Consider the following 18,327-nt stretch of genomic DNA (forward strand, 5'->3'; position numbering starts at 1 on the left):
GGCAGGTCATCCGAACTTAAGGGAAGAACCTAGTGGATTCGGTCGAGGTGCAGCTGAAGGTCTTGATGCTGGCGGGGCTTGCGGGAGACGCAAAGGCTCACCACCGGCTGCTGAGTGCCGCCGCTGCCCGGCTGAGGATCTTTTTCGGCCGCCGGCTCGGTCCGGACGCGCCGGACGTGGAGGATTTGGTGCAGGAAACACTCATTGCAATTCACCAACGACGGGACAGCTTTAATCCGGCGCTTCCGTTCACGGCCTGGCTTTACGCGATCGCCCGCTACAAGCTTGTCGACCACTACCGGCGCAGCGGGATTCGCTCCCATGTGTCGATCGACAACGTCGATGAACCCGCGGCAGCCGATGATATCGGCCCGGTGCTCGCCGCGTCTGACGTCGACAGATTACTTTCCGAGCTGCCCGAGAAACATCGTTCCGCCATCCGACTGACCCGGCTCGAGGGTTATTCGGTTGCGGAAGCGTCGGACATCACCGGGCAATCGCCCTCGGGAATCAAGATTGGAGTACACCGAGGATTGAAGAAGCTAACGATGCGCGTGCGAGGCGAACATGATCGCGACTGAGGATCTCATCCGCAATCTTTCCGCGGATCTCAAGCCGAGCCGCCCAGGAATGGCATCCCTGCGCCTGCTGTCCTGCGTCGTCGGCGGTGCGGTTGTGGCGCTGGCTGGGATCACGCTCGTACTAGGCAGCCCTCTGGGCGCCGTCGGATATACGGGCATCCCTGCATTCACGATGAAACTTGCCTTCGCCGCCGCCATGACTGCGGCAAGTGGCATTCTATTGCTCGCTGCGGGGCGGCCGGGCCAGCAAATTGGCTTCCACCTGACATGGCTACTGCTACCGCTGTTTGTCGTTGCTGCGGCCGCAGTCATGGAGCTAGCGATCACCGCGCCGCAATTGCGCGAACAGGCGTGGCTGGGAACAACCTGGCTCACCTGCATCTTGGCCATCGTGGGCTTTTCCCTTCCGGTGCTTGGAGGCGTAGTGTGGGCCTTCCGGCGGCTCGCTCCGACGCGCCTGCGTCTCACCGGATTCCTGGCGGGCATCACCTCAGGTTCGGCCGCCGCCTTGGTCTATGCTCTTTACTGCCCGGAGACGACTGCGACGTTCCTCGCCAGCTGGTATACAGCCGGGATCGTCGCCGCAGGATTGATCGGCCTTCTCGCGGGTCCTCGATTGTTGCGGTGGTAGGAAAGCGGCCCATCGGCAGGTCGGACGAGAGCGACGCTAGTGGAGCCCGGCGCAAGACATATCAACGGATTGCGCGCTTCTACGACATAATTGATCTGCCGTTCGAATATGGCCGCTACCGTTCATTGAGACCTCTGCTTTTCCAAGGGCTGGGTGGTCGGATCCTCGATGCGGGTGTTGGCACCGGTCGAAACATGCCTTTCTACCCGCCTGGCTCGGAAGTGGTCGGCGTTGATATGAGCCCGGCCATGCTTCTCCGAGCCGAGCGACGGCGCATGCATTCACCGGCACTCGTCCGTCTCAAAGAGATGGACGTAACGCGTCTCGACTTCCCGGAGGGCAGCTTCGATGCCGTCGTCGCCTCCTTTCTCTTCTGCACGCTGCCGGAGGAGCTCCAGGCACCGGCGATCGGAGAGCTGTCCCGCGTCCTGAAAGCGGAGGGAACGTTGCGAATTCTTGAATACCGGCGCCCTCGCGGCGGCGTGCGTCTCATTTTGACAAGGCTTTGGGCGCCGTGGGCGAAATGGGCTTTCGGAGCGAGTTTCGATCGCTATCCCGAGCGGCATTTTGCGCACTGTGGGCTAGAAATCACCAAAATGACGTTCGTGTTCGAAGACCTGATCGTATTGATCGAGGCGAGACGTCGCAAAGCGGTCCTGTAAACAACTGCGACATTCATGAACAAGCGCTCGAATCACTTCGACAGCTGCGGGGGCAGCGACGGAGATGCGCGTTTGTCATCATCTCCGTCGCTGCTGTCGGGATTACGCCTGTTTTTCCTGGAGCGACCCAAAGCCCTTGGGGGTCTTGATCTTTGTGCAGGTGCCTTTGTCCACCGTTTTAAATGCGTTGCCTTGGTAATCGGTCCTCGATGTGCCGGCACAAGTGGTGCCCGCGCCGGCCTTGCAATCGTTCTGACCGGCAAGCGCTACACCGTAGCACTTTTCCATGTCCGGATCGCCCATCTTGGCTTGCGCGAGCTCCTGCGCCGCTTGATTCTGAGCGCGCTCCTGGGGCTGCCGGTTCTCCGAACAGGCGCCCAACAGCGAGACCGCCACCGCGGCAGCCGATAGTGTCGTCAAGTTCATGATCTCTCTCCCTTCATGCTTAGCAGATGCGTGCTAGTTCGAAGGAAGGCCGTAGCTGGTTACAGCGAATGGTCGGCTGCGTCTCGGCCGGGGTCAGCCCAATCCCAGGAAAGTAATATTTTCGCGGCAGGTAACCGTTCGCCGCGTCTGTTCGAATTCACAACCGCAATGCACGAGCAAGAGAGGCGACATTCAGCCCGCAGGCGCCTGGCAAATGAACCATGTGAACCATGCTCACGTTTGCAGGCGTGAAATGCAGTGGATATGGCGTTAGCGCAGGACAAGACCGGCAATAGGAGTAGCGAGATGCAAGATCGAACGGCAACGCAGGGCGCCTATCGTGGCAAATCCGCCGGCTATCCACAGCCCGGAACCGCCATTCTCATCATCGATCCCGTGAACGATTTCCTGTCCGAGGGCGGCGCTGCATGGGAGCTGACCAAGGGGACGGTCGAGCACAATGACGTGGTTGGCAATCTGCAGCGGCTGATCGACGGCGCGCGCCAGCGCGGAATTCCGGTCCTGTTCGGCCCAATGGCCTACACGGAAGAAGACTATGCCGACTCGGCGCTCCAGAAGCGCAGCGGGATCAATCGCATCATGTTCGAGCGAAAGATGTTCCTGGCCGGCAGCTGGGGCGCAGACTTTCACCCGGACCTGCAGCCGCAGCCTGGCGAAATCATACTGGAGCCGCACAAGGGCACGGACGTGTTCATGACGGACCTTCCGGACCATCTGGAGAAGCTCGGCACAACCCATCTCGTGATTGCCGGAATGACCGCCAACCTGTGCTGCGAATCGACTGGCCGCCACGCGGCAGAACGCGGCTTTGACGTGACCTATGTCTCCGACGCGATTGGCTCGGAGAGCATGCCGTCCTACGAAGCCGCGATCCGACTGAATTACCCGCTGGTCGGCAATGCCGTGATCACTGTCGAGGAGTTTCTGGATGCCTTCGACGGCTCCGGCGGGGCTGTCGCCGAGGTTCGCGCCGGCGATACGGTACGCGGATCCGATCACGGAGACATTGGAACGGTCAGCGAGGTTCTGTCGGCAAGCGACGAGCATGAAGCCTGCCTGCTGGTCCCTAGCGGGCTCATCATGACCACGGATGTGTACATCCCGATGGATTCGGTGGTGCAGCGTTCCGGCACCACCGTGTTCGTCAATGTTCCAAAGTTGGTCGTGACAAAAATGCCGTGGGACAAACCTCCCACCAGAGACTCGCGCGGCGAGAAGTCGGGACCGCCGGCAGATGCCGTGCAAAAGCTGTATGGCAGCTACGAGCCGACGCATTGATGCACGGAGCAGGCGCAGCGATCGGAAGGCCACTGAGATCGAAGTCCGGCCCGGTCCGACATTCCCGCGCAACGGAGTTGTCCGTTAAGCTGCCTTGGGCTAACTGGGACTCCATGCGGCGCCTGTTGGCCTTGATCCTGTTGGCATTTGCGTTGGCCGTTTCCTCCGGTCCGGTGTTTGCCGCGCCGAAGGCGAATTGCCCGATGGCGGCAGGCGAGCAAATGCAAGGCGCGCACCAGGACATGGACTGCTGCGCAGCCGCCTGTGCGCCCGAATGTGCGACCGTGTGCCCAAGCGGGGTCATGCCCCTTCCCGAGGTGGCGGCAACTCCGGCCGCTCACTCCGAAGCGCTCGCTTCATGGGTTGCATCGACGCTTCCGTCGGCCGATCTCAGCGGCCCAGACCCTCCTCCACGAACCACCTTCAGCTGAAGCCGCAGCGCGCGCCGGCGCCAAGCCCGCGCGCGCCCACACAAGCGGCCTGATCCAGAAGCCCCCCGTCGCGGTCCCTTGAGAGGCTGCAGCGCAGGGCATCGGCCGGGAGTCGATCCCGGCACTTCCTGGAACAAGGTGAAGATAGGTGAATACAATCCAGTTTCGCGGCGCGCTTACGCTGTCGCTCCTCCTCGGCGCGTGCGGTGAGAACCGGAATGTCGCGCCCGGCAATCGTCAAGGCGCAGACGCCGCTCCCAGGGCTGCCCAAAGCGGCCAGGTCTATTCGGCCGAGGGCGACATCACAGCCATCGCAGGCGACGAGCTGACGATCTCGCACGGGCCCGTCGAGGGGATCGGCTGGCCCGCCATGACCATGGCCTTCCGGGCGCAATCGCCGGAGATGGCCGAAGGCGTGAGCGTCGGCGACCGGGTGTCCTTTGCATTCCGGCAGGACGGCAGCGCCTATGTGCTGACGTCGCTCTCGAAGGCTGAGTAGCGTGGCCGAGCTGCCAACGCCGCCCCGCAACTGCGCTCGTGCGAGCGCCTGTCTTGCCGTCGCCTTGCTCGTTGCTTCCCCGGCAGACGCCGTTGCGGCCGAGAACGCCGCTTTATCGCCGCAGCCGGCCGGCTCGGCGGTTCCCCGAGCGGTTCTCGACCTCGAAGAGGCGATTGCAATGGCCTCTGGTGAGCAACCGGCGATCGCTGCATTCGAGCGGGAGGCGGTCGCGTCCGATGAGGCTGCCATCGCCGCGCGCAGTCTGCCGGACCTTCGGCTGCTGGTCGGGATCCAGAATTTCCCGATCACCGGCGACAACGCCTTCAGCCCGACCGAGGACTTCATGACCATGTACATGGTCGGCGTGATGCGCGAGCAGGTCCGCCGCTCGAAACGCGAGGCCGACGCAGCGCGGATCCGTGCCGAGGCGCTGGTCAGCCGGCGTCAGGCGAGCGCGCAGGAGCGGCGCATCCGCAGGGATGTGATGATCGTCTGGATCGACGGTGTCGAGGCGCGGGCGAAGCAGACTCTTCTTGCAAGACTGATTGCCGACCTGCGCACCGGCCGAAAGGTCATCGAAGCAAGCATCCCGACCGGCGGCTCGACTCCGTCTCTGGCGCTGCAGGCGCAATCCCAGATCGCGCTTCAACAGGCGCAGCTTGCCGACGCCGAGAGAGCCGAGGCCCGAGCCCGAGCGGAGCTTGCGCGGTGGATCGGACCGGCCGCATCGCTGCCGCTGCCGGCTTCTATACCGGACATCGAGCCGCCGACTGCTGCAATGCGCGGACTGCTCCCGGCCCATCCGGAGCTTCTGGTGGCTCAGGCGGAGCAGGAGGCGGCGGTGCGCGGCGTGGACGTAGCGCGGCAGCAGCGGGAGCGCGACGTCAGCTGGCAGATCTCGCTTGGGCTGCGGCCCGAATTTGGCCACATGGTGAGTGCGCAGGTTTCGGTCCCGCTGCAGCTGAACCGACGCAACCGCCAGGACAGGCTTGTCGCCGAAGCGCAGGCACGGGCCCAGGCGGCGGGCTTGCGGCTGGAAGATACGCGGCGCGATCTGCTCCGTCGCTTTAGCGTCGCAGCAGCCGACTACGCGGGCGCCGAGGCCGAGCTGGGTCGCATCAACCAGGATGCGATCCCGTCGCTCGAGAGCGCGTTCAAGGCAGCCGAAGCGCGCTACGCCGGGGGCGGCGGCACGCTCGAGCAGCCGTTCGAAATCATCCGCGACTATGTCGAACTGACGATCCAGTCGCTCGAGACGCGGGCCAAGCGCGCCCGGGCGGCCGCCGAGATGATCTACATCGCGGGGGAGGCGGGCCGATGATCAGGGAACGCCTGACCACGATCGTCAGGACCGGCCGTGAGCGGCCCGCGCTCATCGCCGCACTCGCGCTGCTCGTCGTGGTGCTCGCCGCGGGGCTCTACTTCCTGGCCGCTAACGCAGGGACCGATCGCCAGGTCGTGAACGGCGTCGTTCAGGACGAGTCGGGGCGAAAAGTCCTCTACTGGTACGACCCGATGGTGCCGAACGAGCGCTATCCGCGGCCCGGCAAGTCATCCATGAGCATGGATCTCGTCCCGAAATATGTCGACGAGGCGGGCGAGGGCGGAGTCAACGTGTCTCCGGCGGTCATGCAGAACCTCGGAATCCGGCTCGCAAGGGTCGAGGTTCGCGACATCGCTCCGGTCGTGCGCGCGGTCGGCCGCGTCGACTTCGACCAGCGGCTGATCAGGGAAGTGCAAACCTTGACCCCGGGCTTCGTCGAAAATCTCACGGTGCGCGCCGAAGGCGAGCCGATCGGCGCCGGTCGCGTGATCGCCCGGGTCTATTCGCCCGAGCTGCTCGCCGCACAGAATGAGTACAAGGCCCTGCTCACCAGCCGCGGTCCCGCGGCGGCGAGCGTTCGCCAGGCTGCGCGCAGCCGGCTGCTTCTGCTTGGAGCACCCTCGTCGCTTGTCGCGAGGCTCGAGCGCGGCGGCGCTCCGCAACGCACCTACCCGGTCGTCACCCCGACTTCGGGCGTCGTTACCGCAATCGGCGCGCGACCGGGCTCTCAGGTCGGCCTTGGCGAGTCGATCGTCACGATCCAGGGGCTGTCGCGCGTTCTCGTCATCGCCGAAGTGCCCGAAGCATCGCTGAGCAACGTCCGGGTGGGGCAGCCCGCGGAGATCAGCTTCCCGGCCTATCCGGACGACGTCCGGCGCGGAGTCGTCGACTACATCTTCCCCTCGCTGAACGCGCAGAGCCGCACCGCACAGGTGCGCATCACGCTTGCGAACCCCGGCGGCAAGCTCAAGTCCGGCATGTTCGCAAATGTGACGCTGGAGGGTGCGGGCGGAATGGCGGTGGTCGTTCCAAGCGAGGCTCTGATCGACACCGGCCGGCGCCAACTGGTGATCGTCAAGCGGGACGGCAGCTTCGTGCCGCAGGAAGTGCGGACCGGCCGCGACTATGACGAGTGGACGCAGATCGTCGCGGGCTTGCGTCCGGGCGAACAGGTGGTCGCCTCGGGCCAGTTCCTGATCGACTCCGAAGCCTCGCTGTCGGGCTTCCTCAGCAGGCTCGAGAGCACGCGGGCGCCCGCGCCCCGGCTCGTCACCAGCCGCGGAATCGTCACTTCGATCGACGGAGAGAGCCGCCTCGTCACCATCCGCCACGGCACCATTCCGGAGCTCGGCTGGCCGGCCATGGAGATGACCTTTCAGCTGCGGCAGCCGGGAATGCTGCGCGGGCTGAGACGCGGGCTTCGCGTCGAGTTCGCAGTCAATGCGCAGCCCCAGGGCAACCGCTACGTCATCGAGCGTATCGCCCCCGGCGCCGGCACATGATCGAGCAAATCATCCGCTGGTCGGTCGCCAACCGATTGTTCGTGCTGATGGGCGCAGTGTTCATCGCGCTCGCCGGGATTCACGCGCTGACGCGGACTCCGGTGGACGCTCTGCCGGACCTGTCGGACACGCAGGTAATCATCCGCACCAGCTATCCGGGACAGGCGCCGAGCACGGTCGAGGCTCAGGTCACCTATCCGCTTGCGAGCACCATGCTCTCGGCGCCCAAGGTGAAGGCGGTGCGCGGCTTCTCCTTCTTCGGAGACAGCTTCGTCACCGTGCTGTTCAAGGACGGGACCGACCTTTACTGGGCGCGGTCCCGGACACTCGAATATCTGAGCCAGGCGCGCGGGCGGCTGCCGCGCGGCATCTCGCCGGACCTCGGGCCCGATGCGACGGGGCTCGGCTGGGCCTATGAATATGTGCTGGTCGACCGCACCGGCCAGCACGACATCGCCCAGCTTCGATCGCTCCAGGACTGGTTCCTTCGCTTCGAGCTGAAGGAGATCGACGGCGTCGCCGAAGTGGCGAGCGTCGGCGGCATGGTGCAGTCGTTCCAGGTGCAGCTCGATCCGGCGCGGATGCAGCTCTACCGCGTTTCCGTCTCCGACGTGATCGGCGCCGTCCGCCAGGCCAACAACGAGGCGGGCGGGTCGGTGATCGAGCGCGCCGGCGCCGAATATATGGTGCGCGTCCCCGGGTATTTGAAAACGCTCCAGGATTTCCGCGACATCCCCTTGAGCGCGCAGGCGGGCGGGATCCCGATCACCGTCGGCGACGTTGCGCGCGTGCAGCTGGCTCCGGAGTTCCGGCGCGGGATCGCCGAGCTCGATGGCGAGGGCGAGGTCACCGGCGGGATCATCGTGGTGCGCCAGGGTGCGGACACCCAGGCGGTCATCGAAGCCGTCAAGGAGAAGCTCGAGCAGCTCGAGCGCAGCCTTCCGCCAGGAGTCGAAGTGGTGACGGTCTATGACCGCTCGGCGCTGATCGAGCGGGCGGTCTCCAACCTGTGGGAGAAGCTCGCCGAGGAGCTTCTGGTCGTCGCTCTCGTCACGTTTGCGTTCCTGCTTCACCTGCGCTCGTCACTCGTCGCACTGGTGACGCTTCCGCTCGGCATCCTCGCCGCATTCATCGTCATGCGCCTGCAGGGGGTGAATGCCAACATCATGTCGCTGGGCGGGATCGCCATCGCGATCGGCGCGATGGTCGACGCCGCGATCGTGATGGTCGAGAACGCTCACAAGAAGCTCGAGCACGCGCGAGCCAATGAGGGCATCTCGGAGCAGAGCCGGGTCAAGATCCTGCTCGACGCGTCGGTCGAGGTCGGCCCGGCGCTGTTCTTCTCGCTGCTGATCATCACTTTGTCCTTCCTGCCGGTGTTCACGCTGGAGGCGCAGGAGGGGCGGCTGTTCCGGCCGCTGGCGCTGACCAAGACCTATTCGATGGCGGCGGCGGCCGGCCTGTCGATCACGCTGGTGCCGGTGCTGATCGTCATGTTCGTCAAGGGCCGCATCCGTCCCGAGCAGGAAAACCCGATCAGCCGGTTCCTCATCCGCGTCTACCGGCCGGCGCTCGCCTGGGTGCTGAGGAAACCGAAGCAGGCTCTTGCCATCGCTGCCGCCGCGCTTGCGCTGACGGTGGTGCCGATGAGCCAGCTCGGCGGCGAGTTCATGCCCCCGATGGACGAGGGCGACATCCTCTACATGCCCACCGCGCTGCCCGGCCTGTCCGCTGCCGAGGCGGGCCAGCTGCTGCAGGTCACCGACCGCATCATCAAGACCGTTCCCGAGGTGAAGACCGTGTTCGGGAAGGCGGGCCGTGCCGAGACAGCGACCGATCCGGCGCCGCTGGAGATGTTTGAGACCACCATCCAGCTGCGCCCGAAGCACGAGTGGCGGCGCGGCATGACCAGCGAGAAGATCATCGAGGAGCTCGACTCGAAGCTGAAGATCCCGGGCCTCGCCAACGTGTTCGTGCCGCCGATCCGCAACCGCATCGACATGCTCGCGACCGGCATCAAGAGTCCCGTGGGCATCAAGATCAATGGCCCTGACCTCGACACGCTCCAGCGCCTCGGCGAGGAGGTCGAACGCGCGGTCAAGCCGATCCGGGGAACCGCTTCGGCCGTATCCGACCGCATCTCCGGCGGCCGTTACATCGACGTCGAGGTGAACCGGCTCGCGGCCGCTCGCTATGGCCTGTCGATGGAGCAGGTGCAGCAAACGGCTGCAACCGCAGTCGGCGGCGCCACCATCGGCGAGAAGATCGACGGCCTTGCGCGCTACCCGATCAGCGTCCGCTTCCCGCGCGAGACACGCAACAGCGTGGCGGCCCTCCAGCAGCTGCCGATCATCACTCCTGACGGGGCGGTCGTGTCCCTGTCACAGGTCGCGGATGTGCGGGTCGTTGCAGGCCCCGCGATGATCAAGAGCGAGAATGCCCAGCCGACCGTCTGGGTCTATGTCGACGTGCGCGATCGCGATGTCGTCGGCTATGTCCAGGAAGCCCAGGAGAAGGTCGCGCAGGGCGTCCAGTTGCCGCCCGGCTATTCGATCAGCTGGTCCGGCCAGTTCGAATATGCGCAGCGGGCGGCGGAGCGCCTCGCCTGGGTCGTGCCCGCGACCGTCGGCATCATCTTCCTGCTGCTGTTTGCCGCGTTCCGGCGCGTGCGCCAGCCGCTGATCATCCTGTCGAGCCTGCCGTTCGCGCTGGTCGGCGGCATCTGGCTGATCTTCCTGATGGGCCACTCAGTGTCGGTGGCGACGGCCGTCGGCTTCATCGCCCTTGCCGGCTTGGCCGCCGAGTTTGGCGTGGTGATGCTCGTCTATCTCGACGCAGCGATCGCCGAGAGAGTGGAGCGCCGGCGATTCTCCAGTGATGCCGACCTCGACGACGCGCTGGTGGAAGGCGCGGTGCTGCGCGTCCGCCCGAAGGCGATGACGGTCGCGGTGATCCTTGCCGGCCTGTTCCCGCTGCTCATCGGTCACGGAACGGGATCCGAAGTGATGCAGCGGCTCGCCGCGCCGATGGTCGGAGGAATGATCACGGCCCCGCTGCTGTCGCTGTTCGTGCTTCCCGCCATCTACAAGCTGCTCGGCCGGCAACGGTTCATCGAGGAAGCTCGCGACGCTTCAACGCCGCCGATCGACTCGGCGGCGCATCCGGAGCTGAGCGCGTGAGCCCAACCAGAAAGTGAAGGAGAAGAGAAATGACATTCAATCTGCCCAATTCGCGCGCCGGTCGAGCGGCGCTCCTGACGGGGCTTGCGCTCGCGCTGCTGGCCTGTTCGCCAGCTGGTGAGCCGGCCTCCAACCGCGGCATGGCCCGAACGATGCAAAGCGGGATGCCGATGATGCGCGACATGCCGCAGGGGATGATGGCGGGCGAGGGCATGATGGGGCCCGGCATGATGCAGGACATGCGCCCGATCCACGGGCTGCTTGCGAGTCATGACAAGATCCAGCGGCGGGTGGAGGACATCCCGAACGGCGTCCGCACCATCACCACCAGCAAGGACCCGGAGGTAGCGGAGATGATCCGCACGCACGTCCGGCAGATGAAGGCGCGCTACTCTCGCGGTCAGCCGATCCGGAATATGGACCCGGTGTTCCGCGAGCTGTTCAGAAACAGGCACAAGGCCTCGCTGGACTATGAGGACATCCCCGGCGGGATCCGCGTGACCCATACGTCCGACGATCCGCAGGTGGTACTGCTGATCCGGCAGCATGCCCGTCGCTTCGTCAGCGAAGCGGCGAAAGAGGGAATGAGCCGCGCGATGCGCCCCACGCCGCTTCCGGAAGGCTATCGAGCGCCGGCCCGATAGAGCTCGGCCGAACATCGCAGCACTCGAAACAACGGAGAGAAACAATGCAAATGAACAGTCCAATGATGATGGGTGAAGGAAGCGGTCCGATGATGGTCGGAATGGGCGTGGTCTGGCTGCTGGTCGTCATCGTGCTGCTGCTCGCGATCGCAGCGCTCGTGAAATATCTCCGCTCCGGCCGGAACGGCTGAGCAGGAGCACGCTTCACAACCAGACAGGGGAGCGAGACCATGGCGGAAGAAGATGTCGTTCTCGTCACGGGCAGCAGCGGCTACTTGGGCGGCGCGATCATTCGCGAGCTGGCGGATAAGTACATAGTCGTTGGCCTCGACCGGCCCGGAGGCAAGGCGCCGCCCGGGTGCGCCAGGCAGGTCGACTTCGACCTGGGCTCGGATGAGTCGGTCCGCGATGCACTCGAGAAGGTCCGCACCGAGTTTGGCAACCGGATCGCCTCGGTGGTTCACCTTGCCGCCTATTATGACATCAGCGGCGATCCAAACCCGCTCTACGACAAGATTACGGTTCAGGGCACAGGGCGGCTCCTCGACGCGCTTCGGGATTTCGACGTCGAGCAGTTCGTCTTCGCAAGCACCATCCTCGTCCACCAGCCCACCAAGCTGCCCGACGAGCGGATCAATGAGGATTCGCCGCTCGGGCCCTCATGGCCCTACCCCGAGTCCAAACTGCAGACGGAGGAGCTTCTGCGCAGTCGCCGTGGCGACATGCCGGTCGTTTTGCTGAGGATCGCCGGCGTTTACGACGACATGGGCCACTCCGCCTTCCTCGCCGAGCAGATTGCAGGCGTGTACGAGCATCGGGCCACGGCCCACGTGTATCCGGGGATGCTTTGCGCGGCCCAGTCCAGTGTTCATCTGGACGACCTGACCGATGCTGTCGCTCGCCTCGTGCTGCGTCGCAATCAGCTCCCGCCGGAGCTTCCGCTGATCATCGGCGAGCCGGATGCGATCGGCTATGCTGAAATTCAGGACATCGTGCACTGCGAAATACACGGGCAGGAGTGGACGACGCTCCGGATCCCGAAGGGCCTCGCCAAGCTTGGCGCGTGGCTCCAGAATGAAGTCCTCGGGGAGGATCAGTTCGTCCAGCAATGGATGATCGATCAAGCCGGCTCGCACTACATCGTGGACATCGAGCGGGCTCGGCGGCTCCTCGCATGGGAGCCGCGACATTCCCTGCGGGCAACGCTTCCGAAGATCATTGCAGCTCTGAAGCGCGACCCGCAGGAGTGGTACAGGGCCAACAAGCTGAACCCGGCCGTCATCGCCTGGCAGCAGCCGTCGGGTTCCGCGGGCGAGCAGAACGACCACAAGGGGCACGCAGGCGCGGCGGAGAAAAAGGACTCCGCTGGCCACGGCGCCATGGCCGATGGCCACGACCACATGGCGATGATGGAGGCCGACGAGAAGAAAGTCCGCTGGGCCCACTACACCAATATCGGGCTCGGGCTGTGGCTGGCGGCCAGCGTCTTCACCTATGACGCAATGACGACGGCCAACGTCAGCGATGCCGTTCGTGCGGTTACGGCCGACCGCGGACTGCCGAGCGTCGAATGGCGCGCGAGTGCGCTCACGATCAGCGACGTCCTCAGCGGGCTTCTGATCACATTGTTCGGCTTCCTGTCGCTGTCGAAACGCACCGCCTGGTGGGCGCAGTGGGCGGTGACCGTCGTCGGCCTGTGGCTGTTCTTCTCGCCGATCGTCTTGTGGAGTCCGAGCTCCGCGCAGTTCCTCAATGGCACGCTCGTCGGCCTGGCCGTCATCGCCTTGTCGGTGCTGGTCCCGATGATGCCCGGCATGGACATGGACGGAATGATGGATCCCAAGTCCGTGCCGCCGGGCTGGACCTACTCGCCGTCGACTTACGCGCAGCGCCTGCCGATTGCCTATCTCGGCCTCTTCGGGCTGCTGGCTTCTCGAATCCTCACCGCCTATCAGCTCGGCCATATCGACAGCGCATGGGAGCCGTTCTTCGCCGGCTCGGCCGCCGACCCTCGCAACGGAACCGAGGAAATCATCACCTCCTACGTTTCCAAGATGTGGCCGATCCCAGACGCCGGGCTGGGCGCGATCAGCTACCTGCTTGAGATCGTCATGGCGGTGATGGGCACGCGCGACCGCTGGCGGACCATGCCGTGGATGGTGACCTTCTTCGGCATCCTCGTGATCCCGCTCGGGGTGATCAGCATCTACTTCATCATCATCCAGCCGGTGCTGCTCGGCACCTGGTGCACCCTGTGTCTGCTCGCCGCGCTCGCCATGCTGGTCATGATCCCCTTCGCGATCGACGAGGTCGTCGCGATGGGCCAGTACCTCTACTGGTCGAAACGCACCGGCAGGCCGCTGATCCGCACCTTCTTCAAGGGCGGGCCAGTCGAGGGCGGCAAGGTCGACGATTCCGACCCGCTTGCCAGCCCTGCCGCCTTCTGGACGGACACAGTACGCGGGCTGACGCTGCCCTGGAGCCTTGCGGCGGCGACGGGTTTGGGCGCGTTGCTCATGCTCGAGCGGCTGATCCTCCCGATCCCGTGGGAGCTGGCGAACACGCATCATGTGATCGGAGCGCTGGTGATCACCGTGTCGATCATAGCCATCGCCGAGGTCGCGCGCGCGGTGCGCTTCCTCAACGTCGCACTTGCCGGCTGGCTTGCCGCATCCCCATTCCTGGCGCCGCAATCGACCACGGCCGCTACGGTCATAAGCCTCGCCACCGCCGCTCTGGTCGCGGCGCTCAGCCTACCGCGCGGGCGCCGAAGCAACGAGCATTACGCCGGCTGGGATCGGTTCGTCGTGTGAGCCCCCTGGCACGACTTGAGGTCGGCACCGTCCATCAGCTGGAAGTGCATTTTTGGCGCCTACGATTGAAAACGAGAAAAAGCCGCTATTCATACTCCACGTGCGCGCGATGACTCGCGCGGATCGAGTCGCGCTCGGCGTCGCTGAGCGGCACGACCGGCTCGCCTTCCTTCACCGAAACGTCGCGCATGTAGCCGGCATAGCCCGGGTCCGAGAGCACGTAGAAAATCGTGATCGGCTCCGTGCCGCTTGGGCGCATGGCCATGCGGGTGCCGCGGGGGACGAAGATCGTCGCGCCCTCGCTCATCTCGCGCCGGATGTCGCCGACCTCCACCAGCGCCCGGCCCTTGTGGAGGAAGATCAGCTCGTCGGCGCCGACATGCCGGTGCGGAGAGATGCGGTCGCCCGGAGCGATGTCCTGGTAGCCCGCGAGCAGCTGCCGCGATCCGCTGTTTTTCGGATCGACCTTGAGGATGAAGGTTCGGGGCGGGCCCGGAAAGCGCAGCACCCGGCGCTCGCCTTCGTCGCGCGCGAGCACGACAGGCCGTGCGCTGGACGCCTCCGGCGCCGCGGCTTCGTCGGCCCGGCGTTCCGGCCCGGAGCACGAGCCGAGGGCTAGCAGGACGGCGGCAGCGATTGCCCCGTTCACAAGGAAGATCATCATGGTCACGCCTCCTCAACCTGCGCGGGATTTTTTTCGTTTTTTAACCATCTCCGCGCGAACATGGAGCCACCATTTAGATGCATCACGCAACCGAGCGGATTTGGGAAAGCGGACATGGGACCCGGACCTGCCGCTGAATGATCTTCAACTACCTGGTTGACAATAGCGGGCGTGGCGCTCATGTTCAACCAGATGGTTAAACGTGATTCGCCGCAGCTGGACATCGTCTTCCGGGCGCTTGGAGATGCTACTCGACGCGGGATGCTCTCCAGCCTTGCGTTGGGCGATAAGTCGGTCAGCGCGCTTGCCGAGCCTTTTTCGATGAGCTTCGCCGGGGCATCGAAGCACGTAAAGGTGCTCGAAGAGGCCGGCTTGATCCACCGTGAAGTGCGTGGACGCACCCATATATGCCGGCTGGAGTCGGGTCCCCTGGCAAATGCCGAGCAGTGGCTGCGGCAGTACGAACGCTTCTGGACCGGACGCCTCGATGCGCTCGAACGGCTGCTGCGCGAAGACGATGCACGCACAGCCGCCGCCAGGAACAAGAGTTCCAAGGGAGAAGACAAATGACCCGAGTCGCCGCACCCGACGCCTATGGCGCGCTGGGGGAGGACGCCACACTGACGCTGCAGCGCCTGCTACCTGGTTCCATCGATCGGGTATGGGCCTATCTGACACAAAGCGAGTTGCGGCGAAAATGGCTCGCGGCGGGGACCATGGAAATGCGCCTGGGTTCCAAGGTCGAGCTCGTGTGGCGCAACCGTGAACTGACCGACAATCCCGGCAACCGGCCCGAAGGCTTCGGCGAAGAGCATCGCATGGACAGCCAGATCACCGAGCTCGACCCACCCCACCGCCTCTCGATCAGCTGGGGCAGCACCGGGGGCGTCACCTTCGAGCTGGAGCCGGTCGGCGACATGGTCCGGTTCACCGTTACCCACCGCAGGATTCCCGACCGATCAATCATGCTCAACGTCAGCGCCGGCTGGCACGCTCATCTCGACATGCTCGCTGCGCGTCTCGCCGGCGACGAGCCGGAGCCATTCTGGGATCATTGGGTCAGCCTCAAGGCCGAATACGACCGGCGCCTCCCGGCGTGACCGCACTCAAGCTGGAGAACTGCGATGCAAACCCCTCCGATCGTGTCGAAGCAGGAATGGAAAGCGGCCTGGCGAGAGATGCTGGTCAAGGAGAAGGCCCATACCCGCGCGCGTGACGCACTGGCCGCCGAACGCCGCAGGATGCCGTGGCTGGCAGTCGACAAGGATTATTCGTTCAAAGGACCCGGCGGGCAGCTGAGCCTGCTCGACCTGTTCGCCGGCCGCAGCCAGCTGATCGTCTATCGTGCCTTCTATGAGCCTGGCGTGTTCGGCTGGCCCGATCATGGCTGCCGCGGTTGTTCGATGGTGGCGGACCAGGTCGCTCATCCGGCTCACCTCAATGCCCGGGACACGACTCTGGTATTCGCGTCACGAGCCGCGCAGGCCGACATTGCCCGGCTGAAGGCGCGCCTCGGGTGGGATCATATTCCGTGGGTCACGATCACGGACGAGTTCGACGCGGATTTCGATGTCGATGAGTGGCATGGCACCAACGCATTCATCCGGGACGGCGACCGCATCTTCCGCACCTACTTCATCAATAATCGCGGTGACGAGCAGATGGGCGGCACCTGGAACTACCTCGATATTACCGCGCTCGGCCGGCAGGAGAACTGGGAGCAATCGCCCCCTGGGTACCCGCAAGCGCCTCCATACAAATGGTGGAACTGGCACGACAGCTATGAGCCGGGCGCAGAGCCCGACAAGGACTGGGCCCGCGTGTCCGATGCCGGAGAAGCCGCTTTTCGCGGCAGCGTCGGTGCGTAGACTCGGGGAGGCAATTCGCGGCCGCGGCTACTTGGCCCTCGCCGCGACGCCAACCTTCGCATGCGGCGCGCAACCCGCAGTCGCCGATCGTCGACGCAGCCGCCAGCGGTGACGTCGACGTCGCTTTCGTGTGGGGCCCGACCGCCGGCTATTTCGTCGAGCAGCACAAGGTCCCGCTCAAGGTCGTTCCCGTCGAGCCGCAGACCGACGGCCCGGCGCTGCCGATGGTGTTCGACATCTCGATGGGCGTGCGGCGCGGCAATCTCGAGCTCAAGCGCGAAGTGGAAGCGGCCCTTCAAAAGCGCTCGGCGGACATTCGCCGGGTGCTGCTCGACTGCGGCGTGCCCTTGGTCGAAGCGCCTTGAGCGCTGAATCTTAGGCCGAGCCATAAGGTTCGCGAGGTCGCGCGCTCGATGGCGCCGTCGCCCCCGATCCCCGCGACGACGCGCTCATTGAGCAAATTCTCCGCCCTCGCGACGAGTTGGAACGTTGCTCCGATCGGGACCGCTGCGAACGCATCGATGGTCGTCGCCGACGGCAGGCTGCGCTGGTTGAGGTCGTCTTCGAACTGGGCTCCGACGTGGCGCAGAAGCAGCGAAAGCGAGCGCCCGTTGCGCTCCCAGCCGGCACCCGCGGTCAACATGAACCTGGGCGTTTGCGCGGGGCGAAGGCCGTCGAGCCGCGCTGCCGGGCCGTGCGCCCGGATCTGAGCATCGGTCAGGCTCGCTCCCAGGCGCAGCGACCAGGTGCCATGCTCGGCTTGCGCCGAGGCTTCGATGCCGCGGACGTCGATCCGGTCGAGGTTCCGGCGCTGTCGGAACTCGCCGCCCGCGGGCACGAAGCCGACTCCGGGGAAAAACCCCGGGCCCTGGCCGAGAGTGACATTGGCGATGGAATCGTGGAGACGGTTGGCAAAAGCCGTCAGCGACAGGGCGAATGCGGCGGTTCGGTAGCCCGCACCGACCTCGACGCCGGCGAGCCGCTCGGGGTCGAGAAGCGGATTGGCGGCGGTGGCGTCCCGGCCGGCGCGGAACGGGCGAAACAGCTCATTCAAGGTCGGCATGCGCCAGCCGAGATAAGCCGCCGAGCGCAGGCTCAGCCCGCCCTCGAGGTCGATCACCGCCCCGGCGCGAGCGGTTGGCAGCCAGCCGTCCCGAGCGCCATATTGCTCGTCGCGAAGCGCGGCGCCGGTGGCGATCGCCGATTCGCGAAGCTGGCCGTCGTCGATCGCCCAACGATCGATCCGGCCACCGGCGCTCAGAGTGACCGCGCCGAGTTTTCCGGCGATTTCGCCGAACAGCCCGACGGTCGCGGTTCGCCCGCCGGCAACGCGCCGCCGAGTCGGCTCTCCGGCGACGTAGGAGAAGAACTCGCGGGACTCGCCATCGGTGACACGCGCATCGCCGCCGAGACGCAGCTCGACTCCGGCGGCAAGCGGCGGACGAAGCTCGAAGCTGCCGCCAAGCCCCTGCGAGGGGACCGAGTCCTGAAGCGACACGCGGGTCGCCGCCACCCGGCCGGCGCTGACGCTTGCGAAGCTGCTTTGGAGCTCGCGCCACTGCGCATAGCCGAGCGCCGACCATTGCCAATCGCCCCGGCCGACCAGGCGCAGCGAGGCGTCGGCGCCGTCGGTGCGGTTGGCGGTGAACGCGAGCCCGCGTGTCCGCCGGTCGGTGAAGCCGGCGCCGCTTGCCTGGAGCTCGACGCTTTCGCCGACCGGCGCGGTCCACAGGGCGCGCACGCTGGCTTCTTCGTACGGCGCCCGCCGGTCGGCAGGCCCGCGCGTCGCCTTGGTGATCGGCAC

Annotated in this window: 18 protein-coding genes; 15 read left to right on the forward strand and 3 right to left on the reverse strand. The window is 65.4% G+C overall.

Features of this window, described 5'->3' with window-relative positions; all coding sequences use genetic code 11:
• Positions 1–32: 32 nt before the first annotated feature.
• Genes H0T81_RS04420 through H0T81_RS04430 form a run of 3 tightly spaced genes read left to right on the forward strand, consistent with a single transcriptional unit; the run spans position 33 to position 1,874 of the window.
• The gene (locus H0T81_RS04420; RefSeq protein WP_294010276.1) at positions 33–581 is read left to right on the forward strand and encodes a sigma-70 family RNA polymerase sigma factor; all 549 of its coding nucleotides are present in this window, start codon (positions 33–35) and stop codon (positions 579–581) included.
• Complete coding sequence (locus tag H0T81_RS04425) at positions 568–1,212, forward strand: DUF1109 domain-containing protein (RefSeq protein WP_294010278.1); 645 nt, start codon at positions 568–570, stop codon at positions 1,210–1,212. Before H0T81_RS04420 ends, H0T81_RS04425 begins: the two co-directional genes overlap by 14 nt.
• Complete coding sequence (locus H0T81_RS04430) at positions 1,206–1,874, forward strand: class I SAM-dependent methyltransferase (RefSeq protein ID WP_294010281.1); 669 nt, start codon at positions 1,206–1,208, stop codon at positions 1,872–1,874. Before H0T81_RS04425 ends, H0T81_RS04430 begins: the two co-directional genes overlap by 7 nt.
• A gap of 102 nt (positions 1,875–1,976) precedes the next feature.
• Here H0T81_RS04430 and H0T81_RS04435 read toward each other — a convergent pair whose 3' ends face one another.
• Entirely contained in the window at positions 1,977–2,300 is a 324-nt protein-coding gene (locus H0T81_RS04435) for a DUF2282 domain-containing protein (RefSeq protein ID WP_294010283.1), read from the reverse strand.
• A gap of 306 nt (positions 2,301–2,606) precedes the next feature.
• Here H0T81_RS04435 and H0T81_RS04440 point away from each other — a divergent pair, with 306 nt between their 5' ends.
• The 8 genes from H0T81_RS04440 to H0T81_RS04475 all read left to right on the forward strand — a co-directional run bounded on the left by H0T81_RS04440 (position 2,607) and on the right by H0T81_RS04475 (position 13,991).
• Positions 2,607–3,599, forward strand: coding sequence for an isochorismatase family cysteine hydrolase (locus H0T81_RS04440; protein ID WP_294010285.1), 993 nt, complete (start codon positions 2,607–2,609; stop codon positions 3,597–3,599).
• A gap of 579 nt (positions 3,600–4,178) precedes the next feature.
• On the forward strand, positions 4,179–4,529 hold the full coding sequence (locus tag H0T81_RS04445) for a copper-binding protein (RefSeq protein WP_294010288.1): 351 nt from the start codon (positions 4,179–4,181) through the stop codon (positions 4,527–4,529).
• Between the two features lies 1 nt (position 4,530).
• Positions 4,531–5,850, forward strand: coding sequence for a TolC family protein (locus tag H0T81_RS04450; protein ID WP_294010291.1), 1,320 nt, complete (start codon positions 4,531–4,533; stop codon positions 5,848–5,850).
• Entirely contained in the window at positions 5,847–7,355 is a 1,509-nt protein-coding gene (locus H0T81_RS04455) for an efflux RND transporter periplasmic adaptor subunit (RefSeq protein WP_294010293.1), read from the forward strand. The genes H0T81_RS04450 and H0T81_RS04455 overlap by 4 nt, the downstream gene beginning before the upstream one ends.
• The gene (locus tag H0T81_RS04460) at positions 7,352–10,534 is read left to right on the forward strand and encodes an efflux RND transporter permease subunit (RefSeq protein ID WP_294010296.1); all 3,183 of its coding nucleotides are present in this window, start codon (positions 7,352–7,354) and stop codon (positions 10,532–10,534) included. Before H0T81_RS04455 ends, H0T81_RS04460 begins: the two co-directional genes overlap by 4 nt.
• Before the next feature lie 29 nt (positions 10,535–10,563).
• The gene (locus H0T81_RS04465; RefSeq protein WP_294010299.1) at positions 10,564–11,178 is read left to right on the forward strand and encodes a hypothetical protein; all 615 of its coding nucleotides are present in this window, start codon (positions 10,564–10,566) and stop codon (positions 11,176–11,178) included.
• A gap of 50 nt (positions 11,179–11,228) precedes the next feature.
• Positions 11,229–11,369 carry a hypothetical protein gene (locus H0T81_RS04470; protein ID WP_294010301.1) on the forward strand — a complete coding sequence of 47 codons (141 nt, stop codon included), beginning with the start codon at positions 11,229–11,231 and terminating at the stop codon, positions 11,367–11,369.
• Positions 11,370–11,408: 39 nt separating this feature from the next.
• The gene (locus H0T81_RS04475) at positions 11,409–13,991 is read left to right on the forward strand and encodes a vitamin K epoxide reductase family protein (RefSeq protein WP_294010304.1); all 2,583 of its coding nucleotides are present in this window, start codon (positions 11,409–11,411) and stop codon (positions 13,989–13,991) included.
• Between the two features lie 85 nt (positions 13,992–14,076).
• On the opposite strand, the gene H0T81_RS04480 is transcribed toward H0T81_RS04475, so the two are convergent.
• Positions 14,077–14,655, reverse strand: a complete 579-nt coding sequence (locus H0T81_RS04480; RefSeq protein WP_294010307.1) for a cupin domain-containing protein — start codon at positions 14,653–14,655, stop codon at positions 14,077–14,079.
• 180 nt (positions 14,656–14,835) lie between these two features.
• On the opposite strand from H0T81_RS04480, the gene H0T81_RS04485 reads away from it, so the two are divergent.
• The 4 genes from H0T81_RS04485 (at position 14,836) to H0T81_RS04500 (ending at position 16,888) form a co-directional block, all read left to right on the forward strand.
• A complete protein-coding gene (locus tag H0T81_RS04485) occupies positions 14,836–15,225 on the forward strand; it encodes a metalloregulator ArsR/SmtB family transcription factor (protein WP_294010317.1) in 390 nt (129 codons plus the stop codon).
• Positions 15,222–15,755: an SRPBCC family protein gene (locus H0T81_RS04490; protein WP_294010309.1), complete on the forward strand. Its 534-nt coding sequence runs from the start codon at positions 15,222–15,224 to the stop codon at positions 15,753–15,755. The genes H0T81_RS04485 and H0T81_RS04490 overlap by 4 nt, the downstream gene beginning before the upstream one ends.
• A 24-nt stretch (positions 15,756–15,779) precedes the next feature.
• Complete coding sequence (locus tag H0T81_RS04495; protein WP_294010311.1) at positions 15,780–16,523, forward strand: DUF899 domain-containing protein; 744 nt, start codon at positions 15,780–15,782, stop codon at positions 16,521–16,523.
• Between the two features lie 128 nt (positions 16,524–16,651).
• Complete coding sequence (locus H0T81_RS04500) at positions 16,652–16,888, forward strand: hypothetical protein (protein WP_294010313.1); 237 nt, start codon at positions 16,652–16,654, stop codon at positions 16,886–16,888.
• Here the strand turns inward: H0T81_RS04500 and H0T81_RS04505 are convergent.
• On the reverse strand, positions 16,819–18,327 hold a 1,509-nt coding region (locus H0T81_RS04505), incomplete at its 5' end, for a TonB-dependent receptor (protein ID WP_294010315.1). The genes H0T81_RS04500 and H0T81_RS04505 overlap by 70 nt on opposite strands.

This window comes from Sphingomonas sp., assembly GCF_013812825.1.
GTDB lineage: Bacteria > Pseudomonadota > Alphaproteobacteria > Sphingomonadales > Sphingomonadaceae > Sphingomicrobium.

Bases quoted from the DNA above. Each gene is read 5' to 3' on its own strand.
- H0T81_RS04490 (WP_294010309.1), top strand. From the start codon at position 15,222: ATGACCCGAGTCGCCGCACCCGACGCCTATGGCGCGCTGGGGGAGGAC.
- H0T81_RS04480 (WP_294010307.1), bottom strand. From the start codon at position 14,655: ATGATGATCTTCCTTGTGAACGGGGCAATCGCTGCCGCCGTCCTGCTA.
- H0T81_RS04460 (WP_294010296.1), top strand. From the start codon at position 7,352: ATGATCGAGCAAATCATCCGCTGGTCGGTCGCCAACCGATTGTTCGTG.
- H0T81_RS04425 (WP_294010278.1), top strand. From the start codon at position 568: ATGATCGCGACTGAGGATCTCATCCGCAATCTTTCCGCGGATCTCAAG.
- H0T81_RS04465 (WP_294010299.1), top strand. From the start codon at position 10,564: ATGACATTCAATCTGCCCAATTCGCGCGCCGGTCGAGCGGCGCTCCTG.
- H0T81_RS04495 (WP_294010311.1), top strand. From the start codon at position 15,780: ATGCAAACCCCTCCGATCGTGTCGAAGCAGGAATGGAAAGCGGCCTGG.
- H0T81_RS04475 (WP_294010304.1), top strand. From the start codon at position 11,409: ATGGCGGAAGAAGATGTCGTTCTCGTCACGGGCAGCAGCGGCTACTTG.
- H0T81_RS04485 (WP_294010317.1), top strand. From the start codon at position 14,836: ATGTTCAACCAGATGGTTAAACGTGATTCGCCGCAGCTGGACATCGTC.
- H0T81_RS04455 (WP_294010293.1), top strand. From the start codon at position 5,847: ATGATCAGGGAACGCCTGACCACGATCGTCAGGACCGGCCGTGAGCGG.
- H0T81_RS04440 (WP_294010285.1), top strand. From the start codon at position 2,607: ATGCAAGATCGAACGGCAACGCAGGGCGCCTATCGTGGCAAATCCGCC.
- H0T81_RS04435 (WP_294010283.1), bottom strand. From the start codon at position 2,300: ATGAACTTGACGACACTATCGGCTGCCGCGGTGGCGGTCTCGCTGTTG.
- H0T81_RS04470 (WP_294010301.1), top strand. From the start codon at position 11,229: ATGAACAGTCCAATGATGATGGGTGAAGGAAGCGGTCCGATGATGGTC.